This is a genomic window from Salinicola lusitanus, from assembly GCF_038648475.1.
Taxonomy (GTDB): domain Bacteria; phylum Pseudomonadota; class Gammaproteobacteria; order Pseudomonadales; family Halomonadaceae; genus Salinicola; species Salinicola lusitanus.
This window is the reverse complement of sequence record NZ_CP151919.1, coordinates 972,132-994,381: the sequence shown is the minus strand read 5'-3', so window position 1 is coordinate 994,381 and position 22,250 is coordinate 972,132. Positions and strand designations below refer to the sequence as shown.

Here is a 22,250-nt window from a genome sequence, read left to right as displayed (position 1 = left end):
CCCTTAGAGGGTGTTTACAAATTCGACGAGCGAAGGCGAGACAAGGCGAAATCGGCCGAAAAGACGGAGTTTACGGGGTGTAAATGAGTACTTTGAGGTCGATTTCAACGCCGTATCGTCGAGCGCAGGCATTTTGTAAACACCCTCTTAGTTCGAGACGCTGCGCTCGAACTGCTCGAGCTCCGCATTGCCACGCTTGGCGGCGGTGGTCAGCGCCTGGGCAGCGGTCTCGCTGCCGTTGAACGCCTTCTCCAGCTGCTCGGCGATGATATTGCGGATCTGCGGCATGTTGCCCAGGCGCAGGCCGCGGCCGTTGTCATCCGGCGTGCCCCGGGTCAGCTGGTCGATCGCCACGCTGGCGCCCGGCGTCTTGGTGTAGAAGCCCTCTGCTTTCAGCTGCTCGTAGGCCGCGGTGGTGATCGGCACGTAGCCGGTGAAGCTGGCCCAGTCGGCCTGTACCGCCGGCGAGGAGAGGAAGTTGAGGAACTCGGCCACGCCCTGGTAGACCGTGTCCGACTGGCCCTGCATGACCCACAGCGAGGCGCCGCCGATGATCGAGTTCCTGGGCTGGCTCACCGCCTCGGCGTCATAGGGCAGCGGGGCGATGGCGAAGCCGAACTTGCCCTTGGCGGCTTCCTGAATGCCGGCGCGCGAGGCCGAGGAGGTGGTCAGCATGGCGCAGCGACCCGACTGGAAGCGCTTGGTGCCGCTGTCGGCGCGACCGCCATATTCGAAGGCGTGGCTCTTCTGCCACTCGGCCAGATCCTGGATATGGGCCACCGTGGCCGGCTGCTGGTCGAACACCAGGCGGGCATCGCTGCCGTTGAAGCCATTGGCCTGGGTGGCGAAGGGCAGGTCATTGATCGCGCTGAAGTTCTCCAGCTGGGTCCAGCTCGGCCAGGCGGTGGTCAGGCCGCACTCGGCAGCGCCGCTCTCGACCAGCTTGTGGGCGTCCCTGCCGAGCTCGGCCCAGGTCCTGGGCGGCGTCTCGATGCCGGCCTTGGCGAAGGCGTCCTGGTTGTAATAGAGCACCGGTGTGGAGGAGTTGAACGGCATCGACAGCATATGACCGTCGCTCGAGGTGTAGTAGCTCTTCACCGCCGGCAGGAAGGCGTCGGGATCGAACGGCGTGCCGGTGTCCTGCATCAGCTGGTAGACCGGATAGATCGCGCCCTTGGCGCTCATCATCGTTGCCGTGCCGACCTCGAACACCTGGGTGATCGCCGGCGCCTGGCCGGCGCGGAAGGCGGCGATGGTCGCGGTCAGGTTGTCGCTGTAGCTGCCCTTGTAGACGGGCTTGACCACATACTCGTCCTGGGAGGCGTTGAATTCGTCGGCGATGGCGTTGACCTTCTCGCCGAGCGCGCCCTCCATGGCGTGCCACCAGGTGATGGTGGTGGCCGCCTGGGCCGAAGTGGACAGCGATAGCGCGGTGACAGCGACGAACGGAAGCAGTTGGACAAGGCGCACGATGACATCTCCTGACAGAGCGTTACAGGGTGTGTTGCGTACCCTAGGGCGGCACGATGTCAGGAGCGTGGCAGTCGGATGTCACTCGGGTGACGGCGTTGTGACAGGGCCAGGGTGACGGCGCGGCAGGACGCTGCGCGCGCCCTGCCGCGCCGTTCAGGTCGTCGCCTGGGGAGCCGGCGTGTGTTCGATCACCCGTTCGAAGGTGCGCAGGCGTTTGACGATCGAGAGCAGCTCGATGATGGTCGACCAGGAGTTGACCAGATACTGGAAGGAGTCGCGCACCTGGCCGAACACGTTGAGCACCTGCTGGAGCAGGCCGAGGGTGAGCTTGCCGGCGACGATCGATGGCGTCAGCACCACGAAGGCGAAGATCGTGTCCGCCTGCAGGTAGAAGATGCGGGCGATATTGAAGTAGGCGTAGTGCCAATAGAGCCGGAAGTAGTTGCGCCGTACCGCCTGATACAGCTCCGCCACGGTGGCCGGCCGGGCGCGCTCGGCATCGTCCTCGCCGTAGACCAGCTCCTTGCGGTAGGCCGCCTCCACCCGCTGGTTGCGAAACTCGAGTCCGGGCAGCTTGACCCCCACCAGGGCCAGGAACAGGGTGCCGAACACGGACCAGACGATCGCCGCCCACACCAGCGCATCGGAGACATGACCGACCAGCGGCAGTTCGGTGATGTGCTGCGACATCGTGACCAGCAGCGGTAGAAAGGCGATCAGCGTCAGCACCGCCTTGAGCAGGTTGACGCCCAGCCCTTCCAGCGTGGTCGAGAAGCGCATGGTGTCCTCCTGCACGCGCTGGGCAGCGCCCTCCACGTGTCGAAGCTGCGACCAATGCGCCATGTAGTAGTCGTTCATCGCCGTGCGCCAGCGAAAGATGTAGTGGCTGACGAAGAACAGGTTGAATACACCCACCGTCACCGCGACGAAGGCGATGCCGGCAAAAGTGAGCATCTCCCGGTAGAGGTCCTGCGCAGTGACGTCGCTGCCGCCGGCGAGCGCTTGCTGCACCATGTCCCAGAACGGGCCATACCAGGCGTTGACCGCAACGCTGGTCTGGACCGAGAAGTAGGTCATGAAGACGATCAGTGCGCTACCCAGGATCGACCAGTACTGCCACCGGTGCGGGGCGAAACGAAACCACACGGCGCTGAACAGCCCGACGCAGAGCGCGTAGTAGAGATAGAACCAGAGAAACGACGCCGACCAGAATCGCGAGACGCCGATCGGCAGGGAGGCCTCGTCTGCCGGCGACAGCCCGATGGCGGCACCCCACCCGCTGGCGGTGGACTCCCACAGGACGATGGCGAACAGCGCCCATCCCAGGGCAGTGACGAAGAAAAGCGATGGCTTGGGGAAGAACGATCGGAACACGGTGACGGCCCTGCAATTGGCGATGAACGGCGACGCGGCACCATGACGGCGCGGCGTCGGTCACTCATCGACCGCGAACCGGTTGTTACGTTCCCTTACGAGCGCCGGCGGCCAGGGCCATTCGCCTCAGGAAATGTCGACCTGATAGCGGAACGTGGTGGCGGCGCCACGCGAACGCCGGTACTCCAGCGGCGTGCGATCGTAGCCGAGCGCCAGCCGCTCCACCATGACGACCGGTTCCCCGGTGCCGATACGGAGGATGTCGGCGAGAGCTGCTTCGGCAGTCTCGACGGTGAGCGTCTCCCGCGCCGAACCGATCAACTGGCCACAGTGCGATTCATAGAACGGGTAGAGCAGGTTGCCGAAATCCGCGATATCGATGTGCATCAGGGCATCGAAACGGGCGGCTGGCAGCCAGATATCCTCGTGCAGCAGCGTCGCTCCGTCGAGCTGGCGGATCCGCTCCAGGCGGATGGTCTCTTCGGCCACCGCCAGTTCCAGCGCCTCCGCGATATCCTTGGCGGCGGGTTCCAGCTGGCGCGAGAGGATGCGGCTCTTGGGGATCCGGCGATCACCACGAGCGTCTACCTGGCGGAAGAAGCGGAACAGCGACCCCTCGAAATTGGGGCGAAGGATGAAAGTGCCACGCCCTTGGCTCCTCTTCATCAGGCCATCCTGGACCAGGGTGTCCACGGCCTTGCGCAGCGTGCCGACGGCGACGCCGTAGTGCCTGGTCAGCTCCGCCTCGGTCGGTATCGCGACACCGGGTGTCCACTCTCCTGCAGCGATTCTGGCCAGCATGTCGTCACGTAGACGTTGATAGAGCGGCAGGCGTTCGTCTGTCATCGAGCTCGTTCCCCTCATGAATGGTTTCCCTCCGCTCTGTTTCAAACAAATGTATCACTTTGTTGCCATCTTTAGTCGTAGACCCTGCGGACTGCGACTAATGGGGTGTATGCTCTGACCGAGTTTATTCATATAGTTGAATAGATATATATAGGTCGAACCATTCGTTCGCCGTCAAGTGTTCACGCCATTCACCAAGGGCCTCTCATGACGCAACCCGCTACCGTCGCGCTGACCGGCGTCGATACCCATGCGCACATCTTCCGGCAGGACCTGCCACTGGCGGGCGACCGTCGTTATAGCCCGGCGTACGACGCCACCATCGAGCAGTATCTGGGGCATCTCGATCATTGCGGCCTCTCCCATGGCGTGCTGGTACAGCCCAGCTTTCTCGGTACCGACAACAGTCACCTGGTTTCGGCACTGCGTCGGTTTCCGCAGCGTCTGCGCGGTACGGCGGTGGTGGCGCCTGAAGTATCCAATGACGAACTCGATGAGCTGGCGGAGTCAGGAGTCGTCGGCATCCGGCTCAATCTGATCGGGCAGCCTCTCGAGGATTATCGTAGTCCGCCATGGCGCGCGCTATTCGCCAGAATAGCTAAGCGTGGCTGGTCGGTGGAGATCCAGCGGGGGATGGAGGACCTGGACACGATCCTGCCGCAGATTCTGGCGGCTGACGTGCCGGTGGTGATTGATCACTTTGGATTGCCCTCCGGCGAGATCGATCCGGTCAACTCCCGCCATCGGGCGCTGCTGTCTCTGCTTTCGAGCGAGGATATCTGGGTCAAGCTGTCGGCGACCTACCGGAGCAGGTCCAGTCACGCCCAGGCGCTGGCATCGATCGATCGACTGCGCGACGCCTACGGCCATAGCGAGCGCCTGCTGTGGGGCAGCGACTGGCCGCACACCCGCTTCGAGGCCGACACCGACTACGACGCCCAGTTCGCGCTGATGCAGACGCTGCTGCCGAACGTCGAAGAGCGCCGCCAGATCATGATCGCCAACCCGGCCAGGCTGTTCAAGATCGATCTCACGCGCTAAGGGGCGCCGGGCGGAATAACGAACACGCACCATGAGTGCGAACGACAAGTACGAGAGGGAAACCGACTTATGATGAGTCTACTGGTGGTAGGGGCGATCGTCGTCTCCATCATTCTGGGATACCGCACCAAGATCAATATCGGGCTGTTCGCGATCGCGTTCGCCTATCTGATCGGCTGCTTCGGGCTGGGTCTGAAACCCGCGGAAGTGATTGCCATGTGGCCGCTGAAGATCTTCTTCATCATCTTCTCGGTCTGTCTGTTCTACAGCTTCGCGATCGTCAACGGCACGCTGGAGAAACTGGCCGAGCACCTGATGTATCGCTGCCGGCATTTTCCGCATCTGCTACCGTTCGCCATCTTTCTGGCGGCGGTGGTGATCTCGGCGTTGGGTGCGGGTTACTACACCGTGCTGGCGTTCATGGCACCGATCACGCTGCTGCTGTGCAGCCGCACCGGGCTGAACCTGATCGTCGGTGCCATGGCGGTCAACTACGGGGCGCTGGCGGGTGCCAATTTCGTTTCCAGCCAGAGTGGCATCATCTTCCGTACCCTGATGACCAATTCGGGCATCTCCGACAACCAGGCTTTCATCAACAGTTTCGGCATCTTCGCCAGCACCATGATCGTGCCGATCGTGGTGCTGTCCGGACTGATCCTGTTCGGCCGCAAGCGCGGCACCGCGATGGCGTCGCTGGAGCACGTCGAGCGTCCCAGCCCGCTCGACCGCGACCAGCGCGCCACCCTGATCCTGACCCTGGTGATGATGGCCACCGTACTGCTGCCGCCCATCGCCAGCCTGATCCTGCCCGACAACGCCGCCGTGACGTTCGTCAATTCCAAGGTGGACATCGGCCTGATCGCCAGCGTGTTCTCGGTCATCGCGCTACTGATGAAGCTGGGTGACGAGCGCAAGGCGATCGCCTCGCTCCCCTGGGGCACGATCATCATGATCTGCGGCGTCGGCATGCTGATCTCGGTGGCGATCAAGGCGGGCACCATCGATCTGCTCGGCTCCTGGATCGGCACCAACATCCCGCCGGTGCTGATTCCGGTCGCGTTCGGCGTCGTTGCCGCGTTCATGTCGCTGTTCGCGAGTACGTTGGGTGTGGTCACGCCGGCGCTGTTCCCGCTGGTGCCGTCGCTGGCCGGTACGCTCTCGATCGACCCGATGATCATCTTCATCGCCATCGTGGTCGGCGCCCAGGCCACCTCGATCTCGCCGTTCTCCTCCGGCGGCAGCCTGATCCTCGGCTCGTGCCCGACGGACGAAGCGCGCTCGGGACTGCTGCCCAAGCTGCTGTTCCGTGCCGCCCCGCTCGGCTTCGTCGCCGCGCTGGTGTTCAACCTGCTGCTGACGTTCGTGTTCTGAACGCGGGGTGACAATCGATCATCGTCATCGTAGCGTGACGAACGGCGGCGCTCTTGCTGACAAGGGCGCCGCTTCTCGTTCGAAACGACCCTTCGGCACCGTCATGAGAGGAGCATCGCCGTGATCCTGTTCGACAAGCGTTATCCCGCTACGCTCGACACGCTTGTCGAGGCGTCCACGGCTGCCACCTTGGAAACCTGGACGTTCGACGACCAGGCCACGCGCCGCCGGGCCGAGAGAGCGCTGGCGGACCGCGGCATCACCGCACGCTGTCGCTCGGCCTACAAGCCGCTGGTCTGCGCCTTCCGCGAGGAGATCACGACCGAAGGTCTGACGCGTGTCGAGGTTACCTTCCCCCGGCATCCCGACGCCCCGGCGTCGCGCTTCCTGCTGGAGAGCTATCCGCTGGCAGCACTCTATCCCGGCGTCGGCTTCGAGTTCGCGGCGGGGGACATGTGTGACGAGTTGCCGGTCTACCGCCTGCGGTTGCATTACGCCGATGGGCGCGACGAGCCTCTGGAAGTGCTGGCGCCCAACCGCCGGCATGTCGACTTCGCGGAGGAACCGGCGCTCTCCCCCTGCGGCTGGCAGATCGTCGATGGTGCAGGCGGCGCCTTGACGACGGTCTACGAGCAGCTCTTTGCCGAGGCGATGACAGCCATCCGCGGGGCCACGTGGAGCACGCAGGAAAGAGACCAGGAGCCCTATTTCGAAGAGCTCAACATCACCGTAACGCTGCCGATCGCCGATGAGCCTCTCGGCTACGCCGACGAGGCGCTGTCGCTGCGGGAAGCCCTGCACGAGGAGTTCTACTTCTCGCTGCTGGAGGTGTTCCAGCGGCGCTCGGGAAGGCCGCTGGGCGACCGCCATCTGCAGCCGGGGCAGATCGTGCCGGAGATCCGGCTCGGCAACGGCTACGAGGTGACGGTAGAGACGCGTGACTACGACCGCGAGACGATAGCCTCTCCCCGTGAATCGCTCGACGCCGTGACCCGGCCACTGTCGCCGCGACAGATCGCCGAGGAGCTGGAGTCGCTCGGCGGAACACCGTTCTACGCCACCTCGGTCGCGGGGCGGCGAGTCGAGGGTCGGTACGTGGCCGGGGGCGACCGGGGCGTGATCATCTCTGCCGGCCAGCACGCCAACGAGACCTCCTCGCCGGCCGGCACGCTCCAGGCGGCCGGTCTACTGGCGCAGCGCGAGGGCGCGCACTTCTCGCTCTGCCCGCTGGAAAATCCGGACGGCTATGCGCTGCACCAGCGGCTGGTGGCGGACAACCCGTGCCATATGCACCACGCCGCCCGTTACACGGCACTGGGCGATGACCTGGAGTACCGCGAAGCGGATGAGCACGAAACGGCTATTCGTCTCGAGGCGGAGCGGCTGACCGGGGCCAGGCTCCATCTCAACCTCCACGGCTATCCGGCCCATGAGTGGACGCGGCCGCTGTCGGGCTATGTGCCGCGTGGCTTCGAGATGTGGACGCTGCCCAAGGGGTTCTTTCTGATCCTGCGCCATGCGTCCGGCTGGGCCGACGCCTCGCGCTGGCTGATCGAGGCGGTCACGCTGGCGCTCGGCCAGGTGCCGGGACTGCGCGCCTTCAACGATCGCCAGATCGTCCTGTTCGAGACCCACGCCGGTGAGACCGGATTCGAGATGATCAACGGTTTTCCCTGCCTCGTCGCCGAGGATGACCGCCACCGCGTACCGCTGACCCTGATTACCGAGTATCCCGACGAGACCGTCTACGGCGATGCGTTCGCCGCTGCCGCCACGGCGCAGCGGGCGACCGTACTGGCAGCCTACGAGGCGTACCAGCGGATGCCCGGGCCCTTGTTCGCCGATGCGCACGGCGGCGACGCGAATGCGGGCCACCCGGCCGCCGGCTAGCGCGCCGGCTGCAGGGCGGGGGGCAGGCGGGCGAGCCCGCCGCTGGCCTTTTCGTAGGCGCGGGCCAACTGCAGCACGCCCCAGTCGTTTCGGGGCCGGCCGATCAGTTGGAAGCCCATCGGCAGGCCCTCTTCGCTCAACCCGGCCGGCAGGCTGACGACCGGTGCGCCGAGCATCGAGGCGGGTACGACGACCTCCATCCAGCGGTGGTAGGTGTCCATCGGCCGCCCGGCGATCTCGCTGGGCCAGTGGTTGTCGACGTCGAATGGAAACAGTTGCGCGCTGGGCATGGCCAGGTAGTCGAACCGTTCGAACAGCGAGCTCCAGGCATGATAGGCATCGCCGCGCTGGACGTTGGCGGCGTAGATCTCCTGCGCCGAGAGCGGCAGGCCGCGTTCGACTTCCCACTGCGCTTCGGGCTTCAACCGCTCGCGGGTCGCGGGGTCGGCGTAGTAACCGCCCAGGTTGCCGGCGACGGCCCAGTGGCGCAGTGTGGTCCAGCTTTGCCACAGCGTGTCCGGGTCGAAGGGAGTGTCGCAGGCGTCGATTTCGGCGCCGCATTCGACGAGTCGATTCAAGGCCGCCTCGCACAGCGCGAGCACGCCGGATTCCATCGCCAGATGCCCACCCCAGTCGCCCAGCCAGCCGATCCTGAGACCGCGAACGTCACGTTCCAGCGCGGTGTCGACGGTATCGGTTTCGCGCCGTAACGGCTCTCCCAGGGAGAGCGGGGCGCGCCGATCGAAGCCGGATTGCGTCTCCAGCAGTCGGGCGACGTCGGCGATCGTTCTGCCCATCGGCCCATTGGTGGCGAGCTGCTGCCCGAACGGGTCTGCGGCCAGCCCCGGCACCCGTCCGAACGAGGGGCGAAAGCCGATCACGTCGTTGAACGCGGCAGGATTGCGCAACGACCCCATCATGTCGCTACCGTCGGCCACCGGCAGCATCCGCATGGCGAGCGCCGCCGCCGCGCCGCCGCTGGAACCGCCGGCAGTGCGGGTGCGATCGAAGGCGTTACGGGTCGCACCGAAGACCGGATTGTAGGATTGCGAGCCGAGTCCGAACTCCGGTGTATTGGTCTTGCCGATGACGATGGCACCGGCCGCGCGCATGCGCGCCACCATCAGGCTGTCCGTGGCGGCTATCTGCCCGGCGAGCAGCGGCGAGCCCTGGGTGGTCGGTAGGCCCCTGGCATCGGAGAGATCCTTGATCGCCTGCGGGAAGCCGTGCATCCAGCCCCGCGAGTGTCCATTCGTCAGCTCCCGGTCGGCGGTGTCGGCCTCGGCGAGCAGCGCAGCCCGCTCACGGCGGGAAACGATGGCGTTGACCAGCGGATTGGCCGCGTCGACATGGTCGAGATAGGCGTTCATCACCTCCCGGCAGGAGACGACGCGATCGTGGAGGTGGCGCGACAGCGTGGTGGCGTCCCAGGTCACGATCTCGCTCGGGGCGAGCGCCGGCGCGGCGCGATTCGAATCGGAAAGCGGTGTCATGAGGGGAGAGCTTGTTGTTGGAGGAGGCTCCAGCATAGCGCAATGGGGCACTGAATCATCGCCACCGCCAAGCTGGAACCCGGCGCCGGATCACGCCGCCGGGTTCACGGTCTTCACCGGTCGTGCTTAGCCGCGAGAGAACCACTCGCTGTAGGCGCTCAGTGCCGGTGCGCCACCCAGGTGGGCGTAGAGAACCTTGGCGCCGGCGGGGAATTCGCCGAGACGAACTTTCTCGATCATGCCGTGCATCGACTTGCCTTCGTAGACCGGGTCGGTCAGCACGCCCTCGAGCCGCCCGCAGAGTCGAATCGCTTCCAGCGTGCCGTCGTTGGGTAGGCCGTATTCCGGATAGCCGAACCGCGTGTCGAGCACCACGTCGTCGGCGGTGATCGGCTGGCCGAGCTCCACCAGCTCGGCGGTGTGCTGGGCGATGCGCACAATCTGGGCATGAGTCTGCGCCGGTTTGGCGGAGGCATCGATACCGATCACCTGACGGGCTCGACCGTCGGCGGCGAAGCCGACCACCATGCCGGCCTGGGTGCTGCCGGTGACCGAGCAGACCACGATGTAGTCGAAAGTGAAGCCCAGCTCGCGCTCCTGCTGGCGCACTTCCTCGGCGAAACCGACGAACCCGAGCCCGCCGTAGGGGTGCTCCGAACAGCCGGCGGGAATCGGGAACGGCTTGCCGCCCTTGGCCCGAACGCTCTCCATCGCGCGTTCCCAGCTTTCGCGAATGCCGATGTCGAAGCCGGCCGGGTCGAGGCGCACGTCGGCACCCATGATCCGCGACAGTTCGATGTTGCCGACCTTGTCGTAGCTGGCATCGTGATAGTTGACCCAGTTCTCCTGGACCAGCACGCAGTCGAGCCCCAGGTGGGCAGCCACGGCGGCGACCTGGCGCGTCTGGTTGGACTGGATGCCGCCGATCGAGACCAGGGTGTCGTAGCCGCCTTCCAGCACTTCCGGAATCAGGTATTCGAGCTTGCGGGTCTTGTTGCCGCCGAAGGCGAGTCCGCTGTTGCAGTCCTCGCGCTTGGCGTAGAGCTCGACCTCGCCGCCGAGATGTTCGCTCAAGCGCTTGAGCGGGGTGATGGGAGAGGGGCCGAATGTCAGCGGATAGCGAGCGAACTTGTCGAGTTTCATGGGAGCTCCGGCTGTTGTTGTGGAGTCGTGGAGAGGACTCGATCTATCCTAGAGCGAAACGCTCTGAGGCGTATTGCAAACTGGAATGGATAAACGGCTGAAAAGTTGTCGATGTCGGATAAATAAAGGATTAAGTTTTAAGTAACTGGTCATGCGAGAAATTAAATTAACAGGAGGTAAGGCCAAGCCATGGCCCAGATCAGCAGCGATGCGGGCGCGTCACTGGATCGAATCGATCGCCAGATCCTCGACCAGCTCCAGCGCGATGCCTCGATCTCCAACGTTGCGCTGGCGGAGCGCGTCAACCTCAGTCCGCCCGCCTGCCTGCGACGGGTCGAGAGGCTCAAGCAGCAGGGGATCATCAAGGGGACGGTGGCACTGCTCGATGCCGACAAGCTCAACGTCGGCATGGTGGTGCTGATCGGCGTCGTGCTGGATCGCTCGACACCCCAGTCGTTCGCCGATTTCGAAGCGGCCGCGCAGCACATTTCGGGGTGCATGGAGTGCCACGTCGTGACCGGTGAGTTCGACTATTTCCTGCTGATCCGAACGCGTGACAACCAGAGCTTCAATCGACTGCATGCCGAGCAGCTCATCTATCTGCCTGGCGTGCGCCAGATCCGCTCGTTCATGGGCCTGCGCGAAGTGCTGTCGACGACGCAGCTGCCGTTCGCGAAATGAAGGGGGCGCAATGGCGTTCATCTAAGGTCTAACGGCATAATAGTATGATGTATGACAATATCGGCGTCACGATTTCTCGGCCTGTGCTTCCTCGATCGAGGCGAGGCGGCTGGACGACTGAGTGACCGATTTACGTTAACCCACGATGAGGGGAGCCAAGGTGAATTTTTCCAAAGAAGCGGTTGTTGCCTCTATCAAGGATGGCCTGCTGTCCTTCCCGGTGACCGATTTCGATGCCAATGGCAAATTCGACGCCGACAGCTACCGCCGTCGCCTGCTGTGGTTGAAGGAGTACGAGGTCTCCGCCCTTTTCGTGGCTGGCGGTACCGGTGAATTCTTCAACATGACGATCGAGGAGTACCGCGAGATCGTCACGGTCGCGGTGGAGACCATCGGCGGGCACGTGCCGATCATCGCCAGCGCCGGGCAGAGCGCCGAACTCGCCAAGGCGCACTGCAAGGCCGCCCAGGAAGCAGGGGCCGACGGTATTCTGCTGATGCCGCCGTACCTTACCGAGTGCCCGCAGTCCGGCATCGTCGAGTATGCCGCCAGCGTCTGTGAATCCACCGACCTCAGCGTGATCTACTACAACCGCGCCAACGGCTATCTCACGGTCGATGGCGTCCAGGCGCTGGCCGACCGCTGTCCGAACCTGGTCGGTCTCAAGGATGGCAAGGGCGACATGCAGGCGCTCAACATCATCATCAAGACACTGGGCGATCGCCTGGCCTACGTCGGCGGCGTGCCGACGGCCGAGATCATCGCCGAAGCCTACCTCGCCATCGGCGTCAGCACCTATTCGTCGGCGGTCTTCAACTTCGTGCCGGAGATGGCGGTCAAGTTCTACCGGGAGCTGCGCCAGGGCAACCGCGATTTCGTGCGCCAGGCGACACGCGAGTTCTTCATTCCCTTCGTCACCCTCCGCGACACCCAGAAAGGCTATGCCGTCAGCCTGATCAAGGCGGGCGCCGATCTGGTCGGTTACCCGGGCGGCAACGTGCGTGCACCGCTGACCATGCCCAGCGAGCAGGAGCGAGCCACGCTCGAGCAACTGATCGAGAAAGCGCGCACGCTCTGAGCGACACTCCCCTGCGGCTCCTTCATCAAGCCGGGAGCGGCCCTGTGGCCGGCCCGGCGTCGCTAGCCCGATCCCTTCGCGTTCATCGCCTCGACGGAGACTTCCTATGCCGAGCCACGGCACGCCAACCATCACGAACATGAAGGTGATTCCGGTCGCCGGCCGGGACAGCATGCTGCTCAATATCGGTGGCGCCCACTCGCCCTGGTTCACCCGCAACCTGGTCATCCTCGAGGACAGTGCGGGGCACGTCGGCGTCGGCGAGGCGCCTGGCGGCGATACCATCCAGCAATCCCTGGAGCAGGCGCGACCGCTGGTCGTGGGGCAGCCCATCGGCAAGCTGCGATCGATGGTGGCATCGCTGCACACCGCCGGTCGCGGTGCCGATTTCGAGGATTTCGGTAAGGGCTCCTGGACCTTCGAACTGCGCGTCAATGCGGTGGCGGCGCTGGAGGCGGCACTGCTCGACCTGTTCGGCAAGTTCCTCGACGTACCGGTGGCCGAGCTGCTGGGTGACGGCAGGCAGCGCGACAGCGTCGAGGTCCTGGGCTATCTGTTCTTCGTCGGCGACGGCCAGAAGACGCCGCTCGGTTATCGCGAGCGCACCGGGGACAGTGGCAACAACGATCTCGGCCACGAGTGGTATCGCCAACGCGACATGGCATCGATGACGCCAGCGCGCATCGTCGAGCTCGCTCGCGCCGCCCAGGACCGCTACGGCTTCCGGGACTTCAAGCTCAAGGGCGGTGCGCTGCCTGGCGAGCAGGAGATCGAGGCCGTCACCGCCTTGCACGACGCCTTCCCCGAGGCGCGAACCACCATCGATCCCAACGGCGCCTGGTCCCTCGACGAGGCTATCCGGCTGTGCAAGGACCTGCATGGGGTCATCGCCTATGCCGAGGATCCCTGTGGCGCGGAGCAGGGCTTCTCGGGGCGCGAGATCCTGGCCGAATTCCGCCATGCCACCGGGTTGCCGGTGGCGACCAACATGGTGGCCACCAACTGGCGCGAGATGGCCCACGCGCTGATGTTGCGTTCGGTGGATATCCCGCTGGCCGATCCGCACTTCTGGACGCTATCTGGCGCGGTACGCGTCTCCCAGCTGTGCCAGGACCACGGCATGACCTGGGGCTCGCACTCCAACAATCACTTCGATATCTCGCTGGCGATGTTCGCCCAGGTCGGGGCGGCGGCCGTCGGCCGCACCACGGCGCTGGACACGCACTGGATCTGGCAGGAGGGCGACGCCCGGCTGACCCGCAATCCGCCCCGGATCGTCGATGGCAAGGTCGCGGTGACCGATGCGCCCGGCCTGGGTATCGAGATCGACATGGGCCAGGTCGAGCAGGCCAATGCGCTCTACCGCAGCCTGCCGGCCGGTGGCCGCAACGATGCCATGGCGATGCAGTACCTGATCGAGGGGTGGCAGTTCGATCCCAAGCGGCCGGCGCTGGTTCGCTGACGCGACCGGGCTGGGCCCCTCTTGCATGCTCGAAAGCGCGAAAGACAAGACATCCAGAAAAGAACCGAAGGAGCCGATAGTGAAAAAGCTACTCAGTACGCTGACGTTGGCCGCCGCGATGGTGGTTGGCGGGCCGGCGCTCGCGGATGACTATCCCACCAAGAGCATCGACATGATCGTGCCGTTTTCCGCGGGTGGCGGTAACGATACCTTCGTGCGCGCCTTGCAGCCGCTGCTGGAGAAGCAGCTCGGCGAGGATCTGGTCATCCGCAACATTCCCGGCGGCGGCGGTGCCGTGGGGATGTCCCGCGCGGTCGCCTCGAAGCCCGACGGCTACACCCTGCTGGCCGCCAGCAACGCCATGTTGACGCTGGAGGCGATGGGCAACGTTCCGTTCACGCACAACGACTTCGATTTCATCGCCAAGGTGATCGAGGAGCCCTACGTGATCGCGGTCGGCGGTGACAGCCAGTACGCCAATCTCGAGGATCTGGTGAACGCGGCCACTTCCGGCACCACCATCAAGGTAGGGGTTTCCGGGGTCGGTTCCTCCGCGCACATCGCCGCCGTGGCCATGGCCAACCGGACCGGTGCCGAGTTCAACATCATTCCCTATCCCGGCGGTTCCGAGGCGATCTCCGCCGCCATGGGCGGCCATGTCGATGCCGTCGTGCTGGGCGGCGCAGAGCTGCGCTCGGCGCTGCAGTCCGGCCGCTTGAAGGCGCTGGCGATGAGCTACGCCGAACGCAGCGATTCGCTGCCCGACGTGCCCACCTTCCAGGAACAGGGCTACGACCTGACGCTGACGGTATGGCGCGGTATCGCGGCGCCCAAGGGGCTGCCTGCCGATGTCGAGAAGCGCTGGGTCGATGCGATCAAGCAGATCGTCGCCGACGGCTCCTATGAGCAGACCGCCGAGAATCTCGGGACGCAGGTCTCTCCGCTCTACGGCGATGAGCTCGACGCGTTCATCGACCAGTCCGCAGAGGTGATGCGCGAAGCGGCCGGCGATCTGGCGAAGTAGCACGCCGGGCCGGGCAGCGTGGCGCACTGGCGCGCGCTGCCCGGCCTGCCGACAGGGTCGCCCGACGACCGTCCCTCTTTTTCTGGTCGAGGCGCTGGAGTCTGAATCCATGGAACGTGATATCGGTAAGCCGATTTTCGATCTTCTGCTGTTGATCGCATCGGCAGCGGCTTTTGCCGCTGCGATGGCGCTGCCGGACATCGAGATCGTCGGCGATCTCTCGCCGGCGTTCTTCCCCAAACTGATCTCGGCAATGATCTTTCTGTTCGCCATCCCCTGTCTCGTCAAGGATGTGCGCGAGTGGCGAGCCGCCGCGCCCGCGGGTGGGTCTCGGCCCGCCAACCGACGCGGGGTCATGCAGTGGTTGTGGATCGTGGGCCTCACCGTCGTCTACATCCTGCTGTTCGAGCCTCTGGGCTACATACCCAGCACGGCGGTGTTCGCCTTCTGTTGCGTCGTCGGCTTGCTGATCGCCAGCGGTGTCTGGGGCGAGCTGAGTGCCTCGCAGCGAGTGAAATCGCTCGGCGGTGCGGCGATCTTCGCGATCGTGCTCGCGGTGGCGATCTACTACGTCTTCACCGATCTCTTCGAGATTCCGCTGCCGGACTGAATGGCAGCGTCGGCAGCCGATTTAGGAGCAAGACATGATTTCCGGATATCTCGAGGGGCTGGGCATGGTGCTGCAGGTCGGCACGCTGCTGGCCATCGCCGGCGGCACCCTGCTCGGCATCATCATGGGCGCGCTGCCGGGGCTGACCTCGGCGATGGCGATCGCGCTGCTGCTGCCGGTGACCTTCGGCATGCCGCCGGTCATGGGCATCGGCATGCTGCTGGGTGCGCTGTGCGGGGCCGGTGCCAGCGGGTCGATCCCGGCCATCCTTCTCAACATCCCCGGCACGCCCTCGTCGGTGGCGACCACGTTCGACGGTTTTCCGATGGCCCAGAAGGGCGAGGCCGGCCGCGCGTTGGGGCTGGCGATCGTTGCCTCGTTCTTCGGCGGTGTCGCCAGCATGGTGATCCTCAGCCTGCTGGCTCCGCCGATCGCGGAGTTTGCGCTGCGCTTCGGCGCGGCGGAGTATTTTTCGCTGAGCATCTTCGGGCTGGTGATCATCGCCTCGGTTGCCGGCAAGTCGCTGTTGAAGGGGCTGATCGCCGGGCTGATCGGCTTTTTCGCCTCGACCATCGGCACCGACCCCATCACCGGGGTGGGTCGCTTCACCTTCGACCAGCTCTCGCTGCTGACCGGGATCAACCTGCTGCCGGCGCTGATCGGGCTGTTTGCCGTCTCCCAGGTGCTCAAGGACGCCTTCGAGTACGATCCGCGCCAGCGCCTCGAGGAGAGCACCCACCGTATCGATATCGCGCGGCCCCGTTTTCTGGAAACGCTGCGCCACTGGAAGGCGGTCGTGGCCGGCATCCTGTCCGGCTCCATCGTCGGGCCCATTCCCGGCGCCGGTGGCAGCATCGCTTCGCTGGTCGCCTACGACCAGACGAGGCGCTTTTCGAAATCTCCCGAGAAGTTCGGTACCGGCCACGCGCCGGGGATCGTGTCGGTGGAGAGTGCCAACAATGCGCTGCTGGGTGGCGCACTGATACCGACGCTGGCGCTGGGGATTCCCGGCGAGGCGGCAACGGCCGTGCTGCTGGGCGGTCTGATGATCCAGGGCATCACCCCCGGCCCGCTGCTGTTCGATGACCAGAGCGGCACGGTCTACGGCATCTTCCTGGCCTATCTGGCCGCCAACGTCTTCATGCTGCTGATCATGTGCCTGGGCATCAAGCTGTTCATCCGGGTGCTGATGGTGCCGCGCAAGCAGTTGCTGGCGGCGATCCTGGTGTTCTGCTTCATCGGTGTCTACGGCGTCGATGGCGATGTGTTCAACCTCTATCTGATGCTGGGCTTCGGGGTGCTGGGCTATTTCCTCAATCGCTATGACTTCGGCACGGCGCCGGTCATCCTGGGGCTGATTCTCGGGCCGATCGCGGAGGCCAACCTGCGCCGCGGGCTGCAGGCCTTCCAGGGCGACTGGACGCCGTTCTTCACCCGGCCGATCAGTCTGACGTTTCTGGTGATCGCGGTGGGGCTGCTGGCACTGACGCTCTGGCAGAACTATCGTGGCAACCGTCGGAGCGAATCGAACGCATCCTCGTGACGGCCGTCCACCCGATGTGCATGGCGGCGGTGCGCGCCGGTAACCCCGGCACCAGCCCCGGGCTTGCCGAGCGGTGCGCCGCGGCGACCAAGGCAGGTTGAATCCGGCTCCGGCCGGAAGATGAATGAGTATCCACCCTCACTGCAGGAGGCAACATGAAACTGACAGGTGAAATGCTGATCGGCCAGCAGGCCGTCAAGGGCAGCCGTGATCCGATCCAGGCGATCAATCCGGCCACCAACGAGCGCCTCGAGCCGAGCTACCCCGGTGGTACTCAGACCGAGGTCGACCGTGCCTGCGAGCTGGCCTGGAGCGCCTTCGACAGCTACCGCGAAACCTCGCTCGAGGATCGCGCCAAGTTTCTGGAGACGATCGCCGACGAGATCGAAGCGATCGGCGACGATCTGATCGAGCGCGCCGTGGCCGAGTCCGGCCTGCCCCAGGCACGCATTCAGGGCGAGCGCGGCCGTACCTGCGGCCAGCTCCGTCTGTTCGCCAAGACCGTGCGGGCCGGCGAGTGGCTCGACGTGCGTGTCGATCCGGCGCTGCCGGATCGCCAGCCGCTGCCGCGGGTCGACCTGCGCCAGCGTCACATCGCGCTGGGCCCGGTGGTCGTCTTCGGTGCCAGCAACTTCCCGCTGGCGTTCTCCGTGGCCGGCGGCGATACCGCTTCCGCCCTGGCCGCCGGCTGCCCGGTCATCGTCAAGGCCCATGGTGCCCACCCCGGCACCAGCGAACTGGTGGGGCGTGCGATCCAGGCCGCGGTCAAGAAGTGCGGCCTGCCGGAAGGTGTCTTCTCGCTGATGTACGGCTCCGGCCGTGAAGTGGGTACCGCGCTGGTCACCGACCCGCGCGTCAAGGCGGCGGGCTTCACCGGTTCGCGCAGCGGCGGCCTGGCGCTCTGGAAGGCGGCCCAGTCGCGTCCCGAGCCGATCCCGTTCTACGCCGAGATGAGCTCGATCAACCCGGTGTTCCCGCTGCCGGCGGCGCTGAAGGCGCGGGGCGAGGAGATGGGCAAGGCGTTCGTCGGCTCGCTCAACATGGGCGCCGGCCAGTTCTGCACCAATCCCGGGCTGGTGATCGCGCTCAAGGGGCCGGAGCTGGACGCCTTCGTCGAGGCGGCCAGCGAAGCGGTCCGGGGCAGCGCCGCCCAGACCATGCTCACGCCGGGCATCTTCGAGGCCTACGAGAATGGCGTCAGCACCCTGGCGGGGAGTGGCAAGGCGAAGGAAGTGGCGCGCGGTCAGAAGGGTGAAGGCCCCAACCAGTGCCAGACCGGGCTGTTCGTGGCCTCGGCGCAGGACTTCCTGGACAGCGATGCGCTGCAGCAGGAGGTGTTCGGCTCGACGTCGCTGGTGGTCGAGTGCGCCGATGCCGCCGAGCTCGAGCGGGTCGCCGAGCATCTGGAAGGCCAACTGACGGCGACGCTGCAGATGGACGACGCCGACCTGGAGGCCGCCCGCGCACTGCTGCCGATCCTCGAGCGCAAGGCGGGCCGGGTGATGGTCAACGGCTGGCCGACCGGGGTGGAAGTGTGCGATGCCATGGTCCACGGCGGGCCGTTCCCGGCGACGTCGGACTCGCGCACCACCTCCGTGGGCACCGCGGCGATCTTCCGCTTCCTGCGTCCGGTCTGCTACCAGGATCTGCCGGATGCGCTGCTGCCGGCAGCGGTCAAGCAGGCCAATCCGCTGAAGCTGCGACGCCTGGTCGACGGCAAGCGCGAAGCGTAAGCCGCCATCGCCGTGGCCGGGTCACCGCTCGGTGACTCGGCAGTACCAATCCCAGGACCCCCGCTTCCGAGTGGGGGTCCTGGCGTTTCGGCCGGCCTCTCCTCGTGCCGACGGGGATGGGACCAAGGTCGCCCACCGGTAGCTCTATCCCGCTCGAAAGCCTAGAATGAGCGCCGAGTCAAACGACCCCAATGAATTCGACAAGTAAAGGAAAGCCCGTGAATCCGGTTCAGACCACGTTCCAGTACGGTTCGAGTACCGTCACCCTAGAAACCGGGCGCGTTGCGCGCCAAGCCACCGGCGCTGTGCTGGTTACCATGGACGACACCGTGGTGCTGTGCACCGTGGTCGGGCGCAAGGATCTCAAGCCCGGCCAGGACTTCTTCCCGCTCTCCGTGCACTACCAGGAGAAGACCTACTCCGTGGGCAAGATCCCGGGTGGCTTCTTCAAGCGCGAGGGCCGTCCGACCGAGAAGGAGACGCTGACGTCGCGTCTGATCGATCGTCCGATCCGTCCGCTGTTTCCGAAAGGTTTCATGAACGAAGTGCAGGTCATCTGCACCGTGCTCTCCGCCGACCGCAACCAGGATCCCGATATCGCCGCGATGATCGGCACTTCCGCCGCGCTGGCGATCTCCGGCCTGCCGTTCAGCGGTCCCATCGGGGCGGCGCGTGTCGGCTTCACCGAGTCGCGCGGCTACTTCCTCAACCCCACGGTGGAAGAGCTGGCCACCTCCGAGCTCAACATGGTGGTGGCGGGTACCGACAAGGCCGTGCTGATGGTCGAGTCCGAGGCCCAGGAGCTGACCGAGGACGAGATGCTGGGCGGCGTGCTCTACGCCCACCAGGAGATGCAGGTCGCCATCGACGCGATCAAGTCGCTGGTCGGCGAAGCGGGCAAGCCGAAGTGGGATTGGCAGCCGGCCGCCGCCAACGTGGCGCTCAAGGAAGCCGTCGCCGGCAGTTTCGAGTCCGCCGTGGGTGAAGCCTATCGCATCACCGACAAGATGGCGCGCCAGGATGCCCTGGCCGAGATTCGCGCCAAGGCGATCGAGCAACTGGCCGGCGGCGACGCGCCGCAGTTCAGCGCCGATGAAGTCGGCGGCGCCCTGGCCAGCCTCGAGAAGCACACCGTGCGGCGTCGTGTCATCGCCGGCGAGCCGCGTATCGATGGCCGCGATCACAAGACCGTGCGCCCGCTGGACATCAAGGTCGGCGTGCTGCCGCGTACCCACGGTTCGGCGCTGTTCACCCGTGGCGAAACCCAGGCCGTGGTCATCGCCACCCTGGGCACGCTGCGCGACGCCCAGTTGATCGAATCGCTGGAAGGCGAGCGCAAGGACCGCTTCCTGCTGCACTACAACTTCCCGCCGTACAGCGTCGGCGAGGCCGGTTTCATGGGCGGCCCCAAGCGTCGCGAGATCGGTCATGGCCGCCTGGCGCGACGCGGTATCCAGGCGATGCTGCCCAGCGAAGACGACTTTCCCTACACCATCCGCGTGGTGTCCGAGATCACCGAGTCCAACGGTTCCAGTTCGATGGCGTCCGTCTGTGGCTCCTCGCTGGCGCTGATGGATGCCGGCGTGCCGATCAAGGCGCCGGTGGCCGGTATCGCCATGGGCCTGGTCAAGGACGATGACGGCTTTGCCGTGCTGACCGATATCCTGGGCGACGAGGATCACCTCGGCGACATGGACTTCAAGGTGGCCGGTTCCGCCAATGGCGTGACCGCACTGCAGATGGACATCAAGATCGAGGGCATCAACGAGGAGATCATGGAGACGGCGCTGCAGCAGGCGCACCAGGCTCGTATCGAGATCCTCGACAAGATGAACGCCGTGATCGCCGAGAGCCGCAACGAGGTCTCCGACCACGCCCCGGCGATGCAGACGATCAAGATCTCCCCGGACAAGATCCGTGACGTCATCGGCAAGGGCGGCGCGACGATTCGCGGCATCTGCGAGGAGACCGGCGCGTCGATCGACATCGACGATGACGGCACCGTTCGCATCTACGCCGAGGATCGTGCCGCGGCCAAGCGTGCCATCGACACCGTGCTCGGCATCACCGCCGAAGCCGAGATCGGCAAGCTCTATCGCGGCAAGGTGGTGCGTCTGGCCGACTTCGGGGCCTTCGTCAACTTCATGCCGGGTACCGACGGCCTGGTGCACATCTCCCAGATCGTGCCGGAGCGCGTCAACGACGTGAAGGAGTACCTGAGCGAAGGCCAGGAAGTGACGGTCAAGGTGCTCGACATCGACAACCGCAATCGCGTGAAGTTGTCGATCAAGGAGATCACCCCGGAAGAGAAGGCTGCCTTCGAGGCATCTCTCGTCACCGAAGAGTGATTCGTCGGCGGTAACCGCCAACGCCCGGTCTGCGTCATGCAGGCCGGGCGTTTTTCATGGGCGGCTCATGCCGCGGCGGCCAGGGGGCGCGGCGCTGGCAGGAGGCGCTTGAGCTGGCGGGAGAGTTTCTTCTCCACGAACTCGTAGCTGAGCCAGGAGCAGAGCGCGATGACGGGCAGGCAGATCGCCAGCGCCAGGTAGGGAGGCAGGCCGAACTGCTCGGTCAGCACGTAGTTGCCCGACCACAGCACGATCACATGCAACAGGTAGGTGGAGTAGGACCAGTCGCCCATCGCCTTGAATACGCGGTTGTTGCCGATACGGGCTTCCATCCCGATGAAGGCGACCACCAGCAGCGCGCTCGGTAGTCCCCAGGCGAGGAACCGCAGCGCCCCGGACGGATCGTTGAAATGGAGAATCGTGGCGCTGCTGGCCAGCGCCAGCGCGATCGGCCACCAGCGTCCCTGGGGCATGCCGTAGCGTCTGTAGAGGGCGCCGATCCCCATGCCCAGCAGGAATTCGAAGATGATCGGGTCGGTGTAGAAGTTGCTGATGAATGGCTGATGGGCGAACAGCGTGTTGATCACCACGATCGCCAGCACCACGCTCCACAGCCGCCATTCGCGCTTGAGCATCAGCGAGGCGGCGAAGACCACGTAGAACAGCATCTCGAAGTTCAGCGTCCAGCCCACCGGCAGGATCGGATAGTAGCCGTAGCCGGCGGGGTTCTCCGTGGGCAGGAAAAACAGCGACATGACCAGGCCCTTGAGACTCAGGCCGTACTCCGGCATGACGTTGCTGGTGAAGTAGATGATCGCGGCGGTGATCAGCGTGTAGAGCCAGTAGGCGGGGACGATCCGGACCAACCGGTGGAGCAGGAATTGCGGCATCGTCAGCCGCTTGCCGCGGCTGGAGACGTAGATGATGAAGCCACTGATGACGAAGAAGATATCCACACCCACCTGGCCGCGGGTGGAGAAAAGATACTCGACCCAGTTATCCGCCTCGAAGCTGAAGAAGACCTGCATGAAGTGGTGGAAGACGACGATCCATGCCGCCAGGGCGCGTAACGCCTGTACAGAAATGAGCATCCCTAGGAGTCCTTGCCCGTAAGTCCAAGACGCCTCTTGAGAAGGGTGG

Annotated in this window: 17 protein-coding genes; 11 read left to right on the top strand and 6 right to left on the bottom strand. The window is 65.1% G+C overall.

Annotation, left to right across the window (positions count from 1 at the left end; translation table 11 throughout):
• Nucleotides 1-147: 147 nt before the first annotated feature.
• The 3 genes from ugpB to AAGT95_RS04650 all read right to left on the bottom strand — a co-directional run bounded on the left by ugpB (nucleotide 148) and on the right by AAGT95_RS04650 (nucleotide 3,693).
• Nucleotides 148-1,470 carry a sn-glycerol-3-phosphate ABC transporter substrate-binding protein UgpB gene (gene ugpB, locus AAGT95_RS04660; protein ID WP_342595683.1) on the bottom strand — a complete coding sequence of 441 codons (1,323 nt, stop codon included), beginning with the start codon at nucleotides 1,468-1,470 and terminating at the stop codon, nucleotides 148-150.
• Nucleotides 1,471-1,626: 156 nt separating this feature from the next.
• Nucleotides 1,627-2,847 (bottom strand): peptide antibiotic transporter SbmA, encoded by a 1,221-nt coding sequence (gene sbmA / locus AAGT95_RS04655; RefSeq protein ID WP_342595682.1) that lies wholly within the window; start codon nucleotides 2,845-2,847, stop codon nucleotides 1,627-1,629.
• A 126-nt stretch (nucleotides 2,848-2,973) separates the two neighbouring features.
• Nucleotides 2,974-3,693, bottom strand: a complete 720-nt coding sequence (locus tag AAGT95_RS04650) for a GntR family transcriptional regulator (protein WP_110601359.1) — start codon at nucleotides 3,691-3,693, stop codon at nucleotides 2,974-2,976.
• Nucleotides 3,694-3,900: 207 nt separating this feature from the next.
• Here AAGT95_RS04650 and AAGT95_RS04645 point away from each other — a divergent pair, with 207 nt between their 5' ends.
• From AAGT95_RS04645 to AAGT95_RS04635, 3 genes are all read left to right on the top strand, one after another.
• Nucleotides 3,901-4,734: an amidohydrolase family protein gene (locus AAGT95_RS04645; protein WP_110601357.1), complete on the top strand. Its 834-nt coding sequence runs from the start codon at nucleotides 3,901-3,903 to the stop codon at nucleotides 4,732-4,734.
• Between the two features lie 69 nt (nucleotides 4,735-4,803).
• Nucleotides 4,804-6,105, top strand: a complete 1,302-nt coding sequence (locus tag AAGT95_RS04640; RefSeq protein ID WP_110707525.1) for an SLC13 family permease — start codon at nucleotides 4,804-4,806, stop codon at nucleotides 6,103-6,105.
• Nucleotides 6,106-6,225: 120 nt separating this feature from the next.
• Nucleotides 6,226-7,995 carry a peptidase M14 gene (locus AAGT95_RS04635; RefSeq protein ID WP_342595681.1) on the top strand — a complete coding sequence of 590 codons (1,770 nt, stop codon included), beginning with the start codon at nucleotides 6,226-6,228 and terminating at the stop codon, nucleotides 7,993-7,995.
• On the opposite strand, the gene AAGT95_RS04630 is transcribed toward AAGT95_RS04635, so the two are convergent.
• Complete coding sequence (locus AAGT95_RS04630; RefSeq protein ID WP_342595680.1) at nucleotides 7,992-9,488, bottom strand: amidase; 1,497 nt, start codon at nucleotides 9,486-9,488, stop codon at nucleotides 7,992-7,994. The genes AAGT95_RS04635 and AAGT95_RS04630 overlap by 4 nt on opposite strands.
• A 126-nt stretch (nucleotides 9,489-9,614) precedes the next feature.
• Nucleotides 9,615-10,631 carry a 1-aminocyclopropane-1-carboxylate deaminase gene (locus AAGT95_RS04625; protein WP_342595679.1) on the bottom strand — a complete coding sequence of 339 codons (1,017 nt, stop codon included), beginning with the start codon at nucleotides 10,629-10,631 and terminating at the stop codon, nucleotides 9,615-9,617.
• A 189-nt stretch (nucleotides 10,632-10,820) separates the two neighbouring features.
• Between AAGT95_RS04625 and AAGT95_RS04620 the strand changes: the two genes are divergently transcribed.
• The 8 genes from AAGT95_RS04620 to pnp all read left to right on the top strand — a co-directional run bounded on the left by AAGT95_RS04620 (nucleotide 10,821) and on the right by pnp (nucleotide 21,110).
• Nucleotides 10,821-11,312, top strand: a complete 492-nt coding sequence (locus tag AAGT95_RS04620; RefSeq protein ID WP_110601348.1) for an Lrp/AsnC family transcriptional regulator — start codon at nucleotides 10,821-10,823, stop codon at nucleotides 11,310-11,312.
• A gap of 160 nt (nucleotides 11,313-11,472) precedes the next feature.
• On the top strand, nucleotides 11,473-12,390 hold the full coding sequence (gene kdgD / locus AAGT95_RS04615; RefSeq protein WP_342595678.1) for a 5-dehydro-4-deoxyglucarate dehydratase: 918 nt from the start codon (nucleotides 11,473-11,475) through the stop codon (nucleotides 12,388-12,390).
• Between the two features lie 106 nt (nucleotides 12,391-12,496).
• Entirely contained in the window at nucleotides 12,497-13,852 is a 1,356-nt protein-coding gene (locus AAGT95_RS04610; protein WP_342595677.1) for an enolase C-terminal domain-like protein, read from the top strand.
• A gap of 79 nt (nucleotides 13,853-13,931) precedes the next feature.
• Complete coding sequence (locus AAGT95_RS04605) at nucleotides 13,932-14,876, top strand: Bug family tripartite tricarboxylate transporter substrate binding protein (RefSeq protein ID WP_157958151.1); 945 nt, start codon at nucleotides 13,932-13,934, stop codon at nucleotides 14,874-14,876.
• A gap of 109 nt (nucleotides 14,877-14,985) precedes the next feature.
• The gene (locus tag AAGT95_RS04600) at nucleotides 14,986-15,486 is read left to right on the top strand and encodes a tripartite tricarboxylate transporter TctB family protein (RefSeq protein ID WP_342595676.1); all 501 of its coding nucleotides are present in this window, start codon (nucleotides 14,986-14,988) and stop codon (nucleotides 15,484-15,486) included.
• Nucleotides 15,487-15,520: 34 nt separating this feature from the next.
• A complete protein-coding gene (locus AAGT95_RS04595; RefSeq protein ID WP_110601339.1) occupies nucleotides 15,521-17,029 on the top strand; it encodes a tripartite tricarboxylate transporter permease in 1,509 nt (502 codons plus the stop codon).
• Nucleotides 17,030-17,184: 155 nt separating this feature from the next.
• Nucleotides 17,185-18,762, top strand: coding sequence for an aldehyde dehydrogenase (NADP(+)) (locus tag AAGT95_RS04590; protein ID WP_342595675.1), 1,578 nt, complete (start codon nucleotides 17,185-17,187; stop codon nucleotides 18,760-18,762).
• 218 nt (nucleotides 18,763-18,980) lie between these two features.
• Nucleotides 18,981-21,110, top strand: a complete 2,130-nt coding sequence (gene pnp / locus AAGT95_RS04585; RefSeq protein ID WP_157958152.1) for a polyribonucleotide nucleotidyltransferase — start codon at nucleotides 18,981-18,983, stop codon at nucleotides 21,108-21,110.
• A gap of 65 nt (nucleotides 21,111-21,175) precedes the next feature.
• Here the strand turns inward: pnp and AAGT95_RS04580 are convergent, their stop codons facing one another.
• Entirely contained in the window at nucleotides 21,176-22,201 is a 1,026-nt protein-coding gene (locus AAGT95_RS04580) for an acyltransferase (RefSeq protein WP_342595674.1), read from the bottom strand.
• Nucleotides 22,202-22,250 lie beyond the last annotated feature (49 nt).

Bases quoted from the DNA above. Each gene is read 5' to 3' on its own strand.
- AAGT95_RS04590 (WP_342595675.1), top strand. From the start codon at position 17,185: ATGAAACTGACAGGTGAAATGCTGATCGGCCAGCAGGCCGTCAAGGGC.
- AAGT95_RS04580 (WP_342595674.1), bottom strand. From the start codon at position 22,201: ATGCTCATTTCTGTACAGGCGTTACGCGCCCTGGCGGCATGGATCGTC.
- AAGT95_RS04640 (WP_110707525.1), top strand. From the start codon at position 4,804: ATGATGAGTCTACTGGTGGTAGGGGCGATCGTCGTCTCCATCATTCTG.
- AAGT95_RS04610 (WP_342595677.1), top strand. From the start codon at position 12,497: ATGCCGAGCCACGGCACGCCAACCATCACGAACATGAAGGTGATTCCG.
- AAGT95_RS04600 (WP_342595676.1), top strand. From the start codon at position 14,986: ATGGAACGTGATATCGGTAAGCCGATTTTCGATCTTCTGCTGTTGATC.
- AAGT95_RS04630 (WP_342595680.1), bottom strand. From the start codon at position 9,488: ATGACACCGCTTTCCGATTCGAATCGCGCCGCGCCGGCGCTCGCCCCG.
- AAGT95_RS04625 (WP_342595679.1), bottom strand. From the start codon at position 10,631: ATGAAACTCGACAAGTTCGCTCGCTATCCGCTGACATTCGGCCCCTCT.
- AAGT95_RS04595 (WP_110601339.1), top strand. From the start codon at position 15,521: ATGATTTCCGGATATCTCGAGGGGCTGGGCATGGTGCTGCAGGTCGGC.
- AAGT95_RS04620 (WP_110601348.1), top strand. From the start codon at position 10,821: ATGGCCCAGATCAGCAGCGATGCGGGCGCGTCACTGGATCGAATCGAT.
- AAGT95_RS04645 (WP_110601357.1), top strand. From the start codon at position 3,901: ATGACGCAACCCGCTACCGTCGCGCTGACCGGCGTCGATACCCATGCG.
- AAGT95_RS04650 (WP_110601359.1), bottom strand. From the start codon at position 3,693: ATGACAGACGAACGCCTGCCGCTCTATCAACGTCTACGTGACGACATG.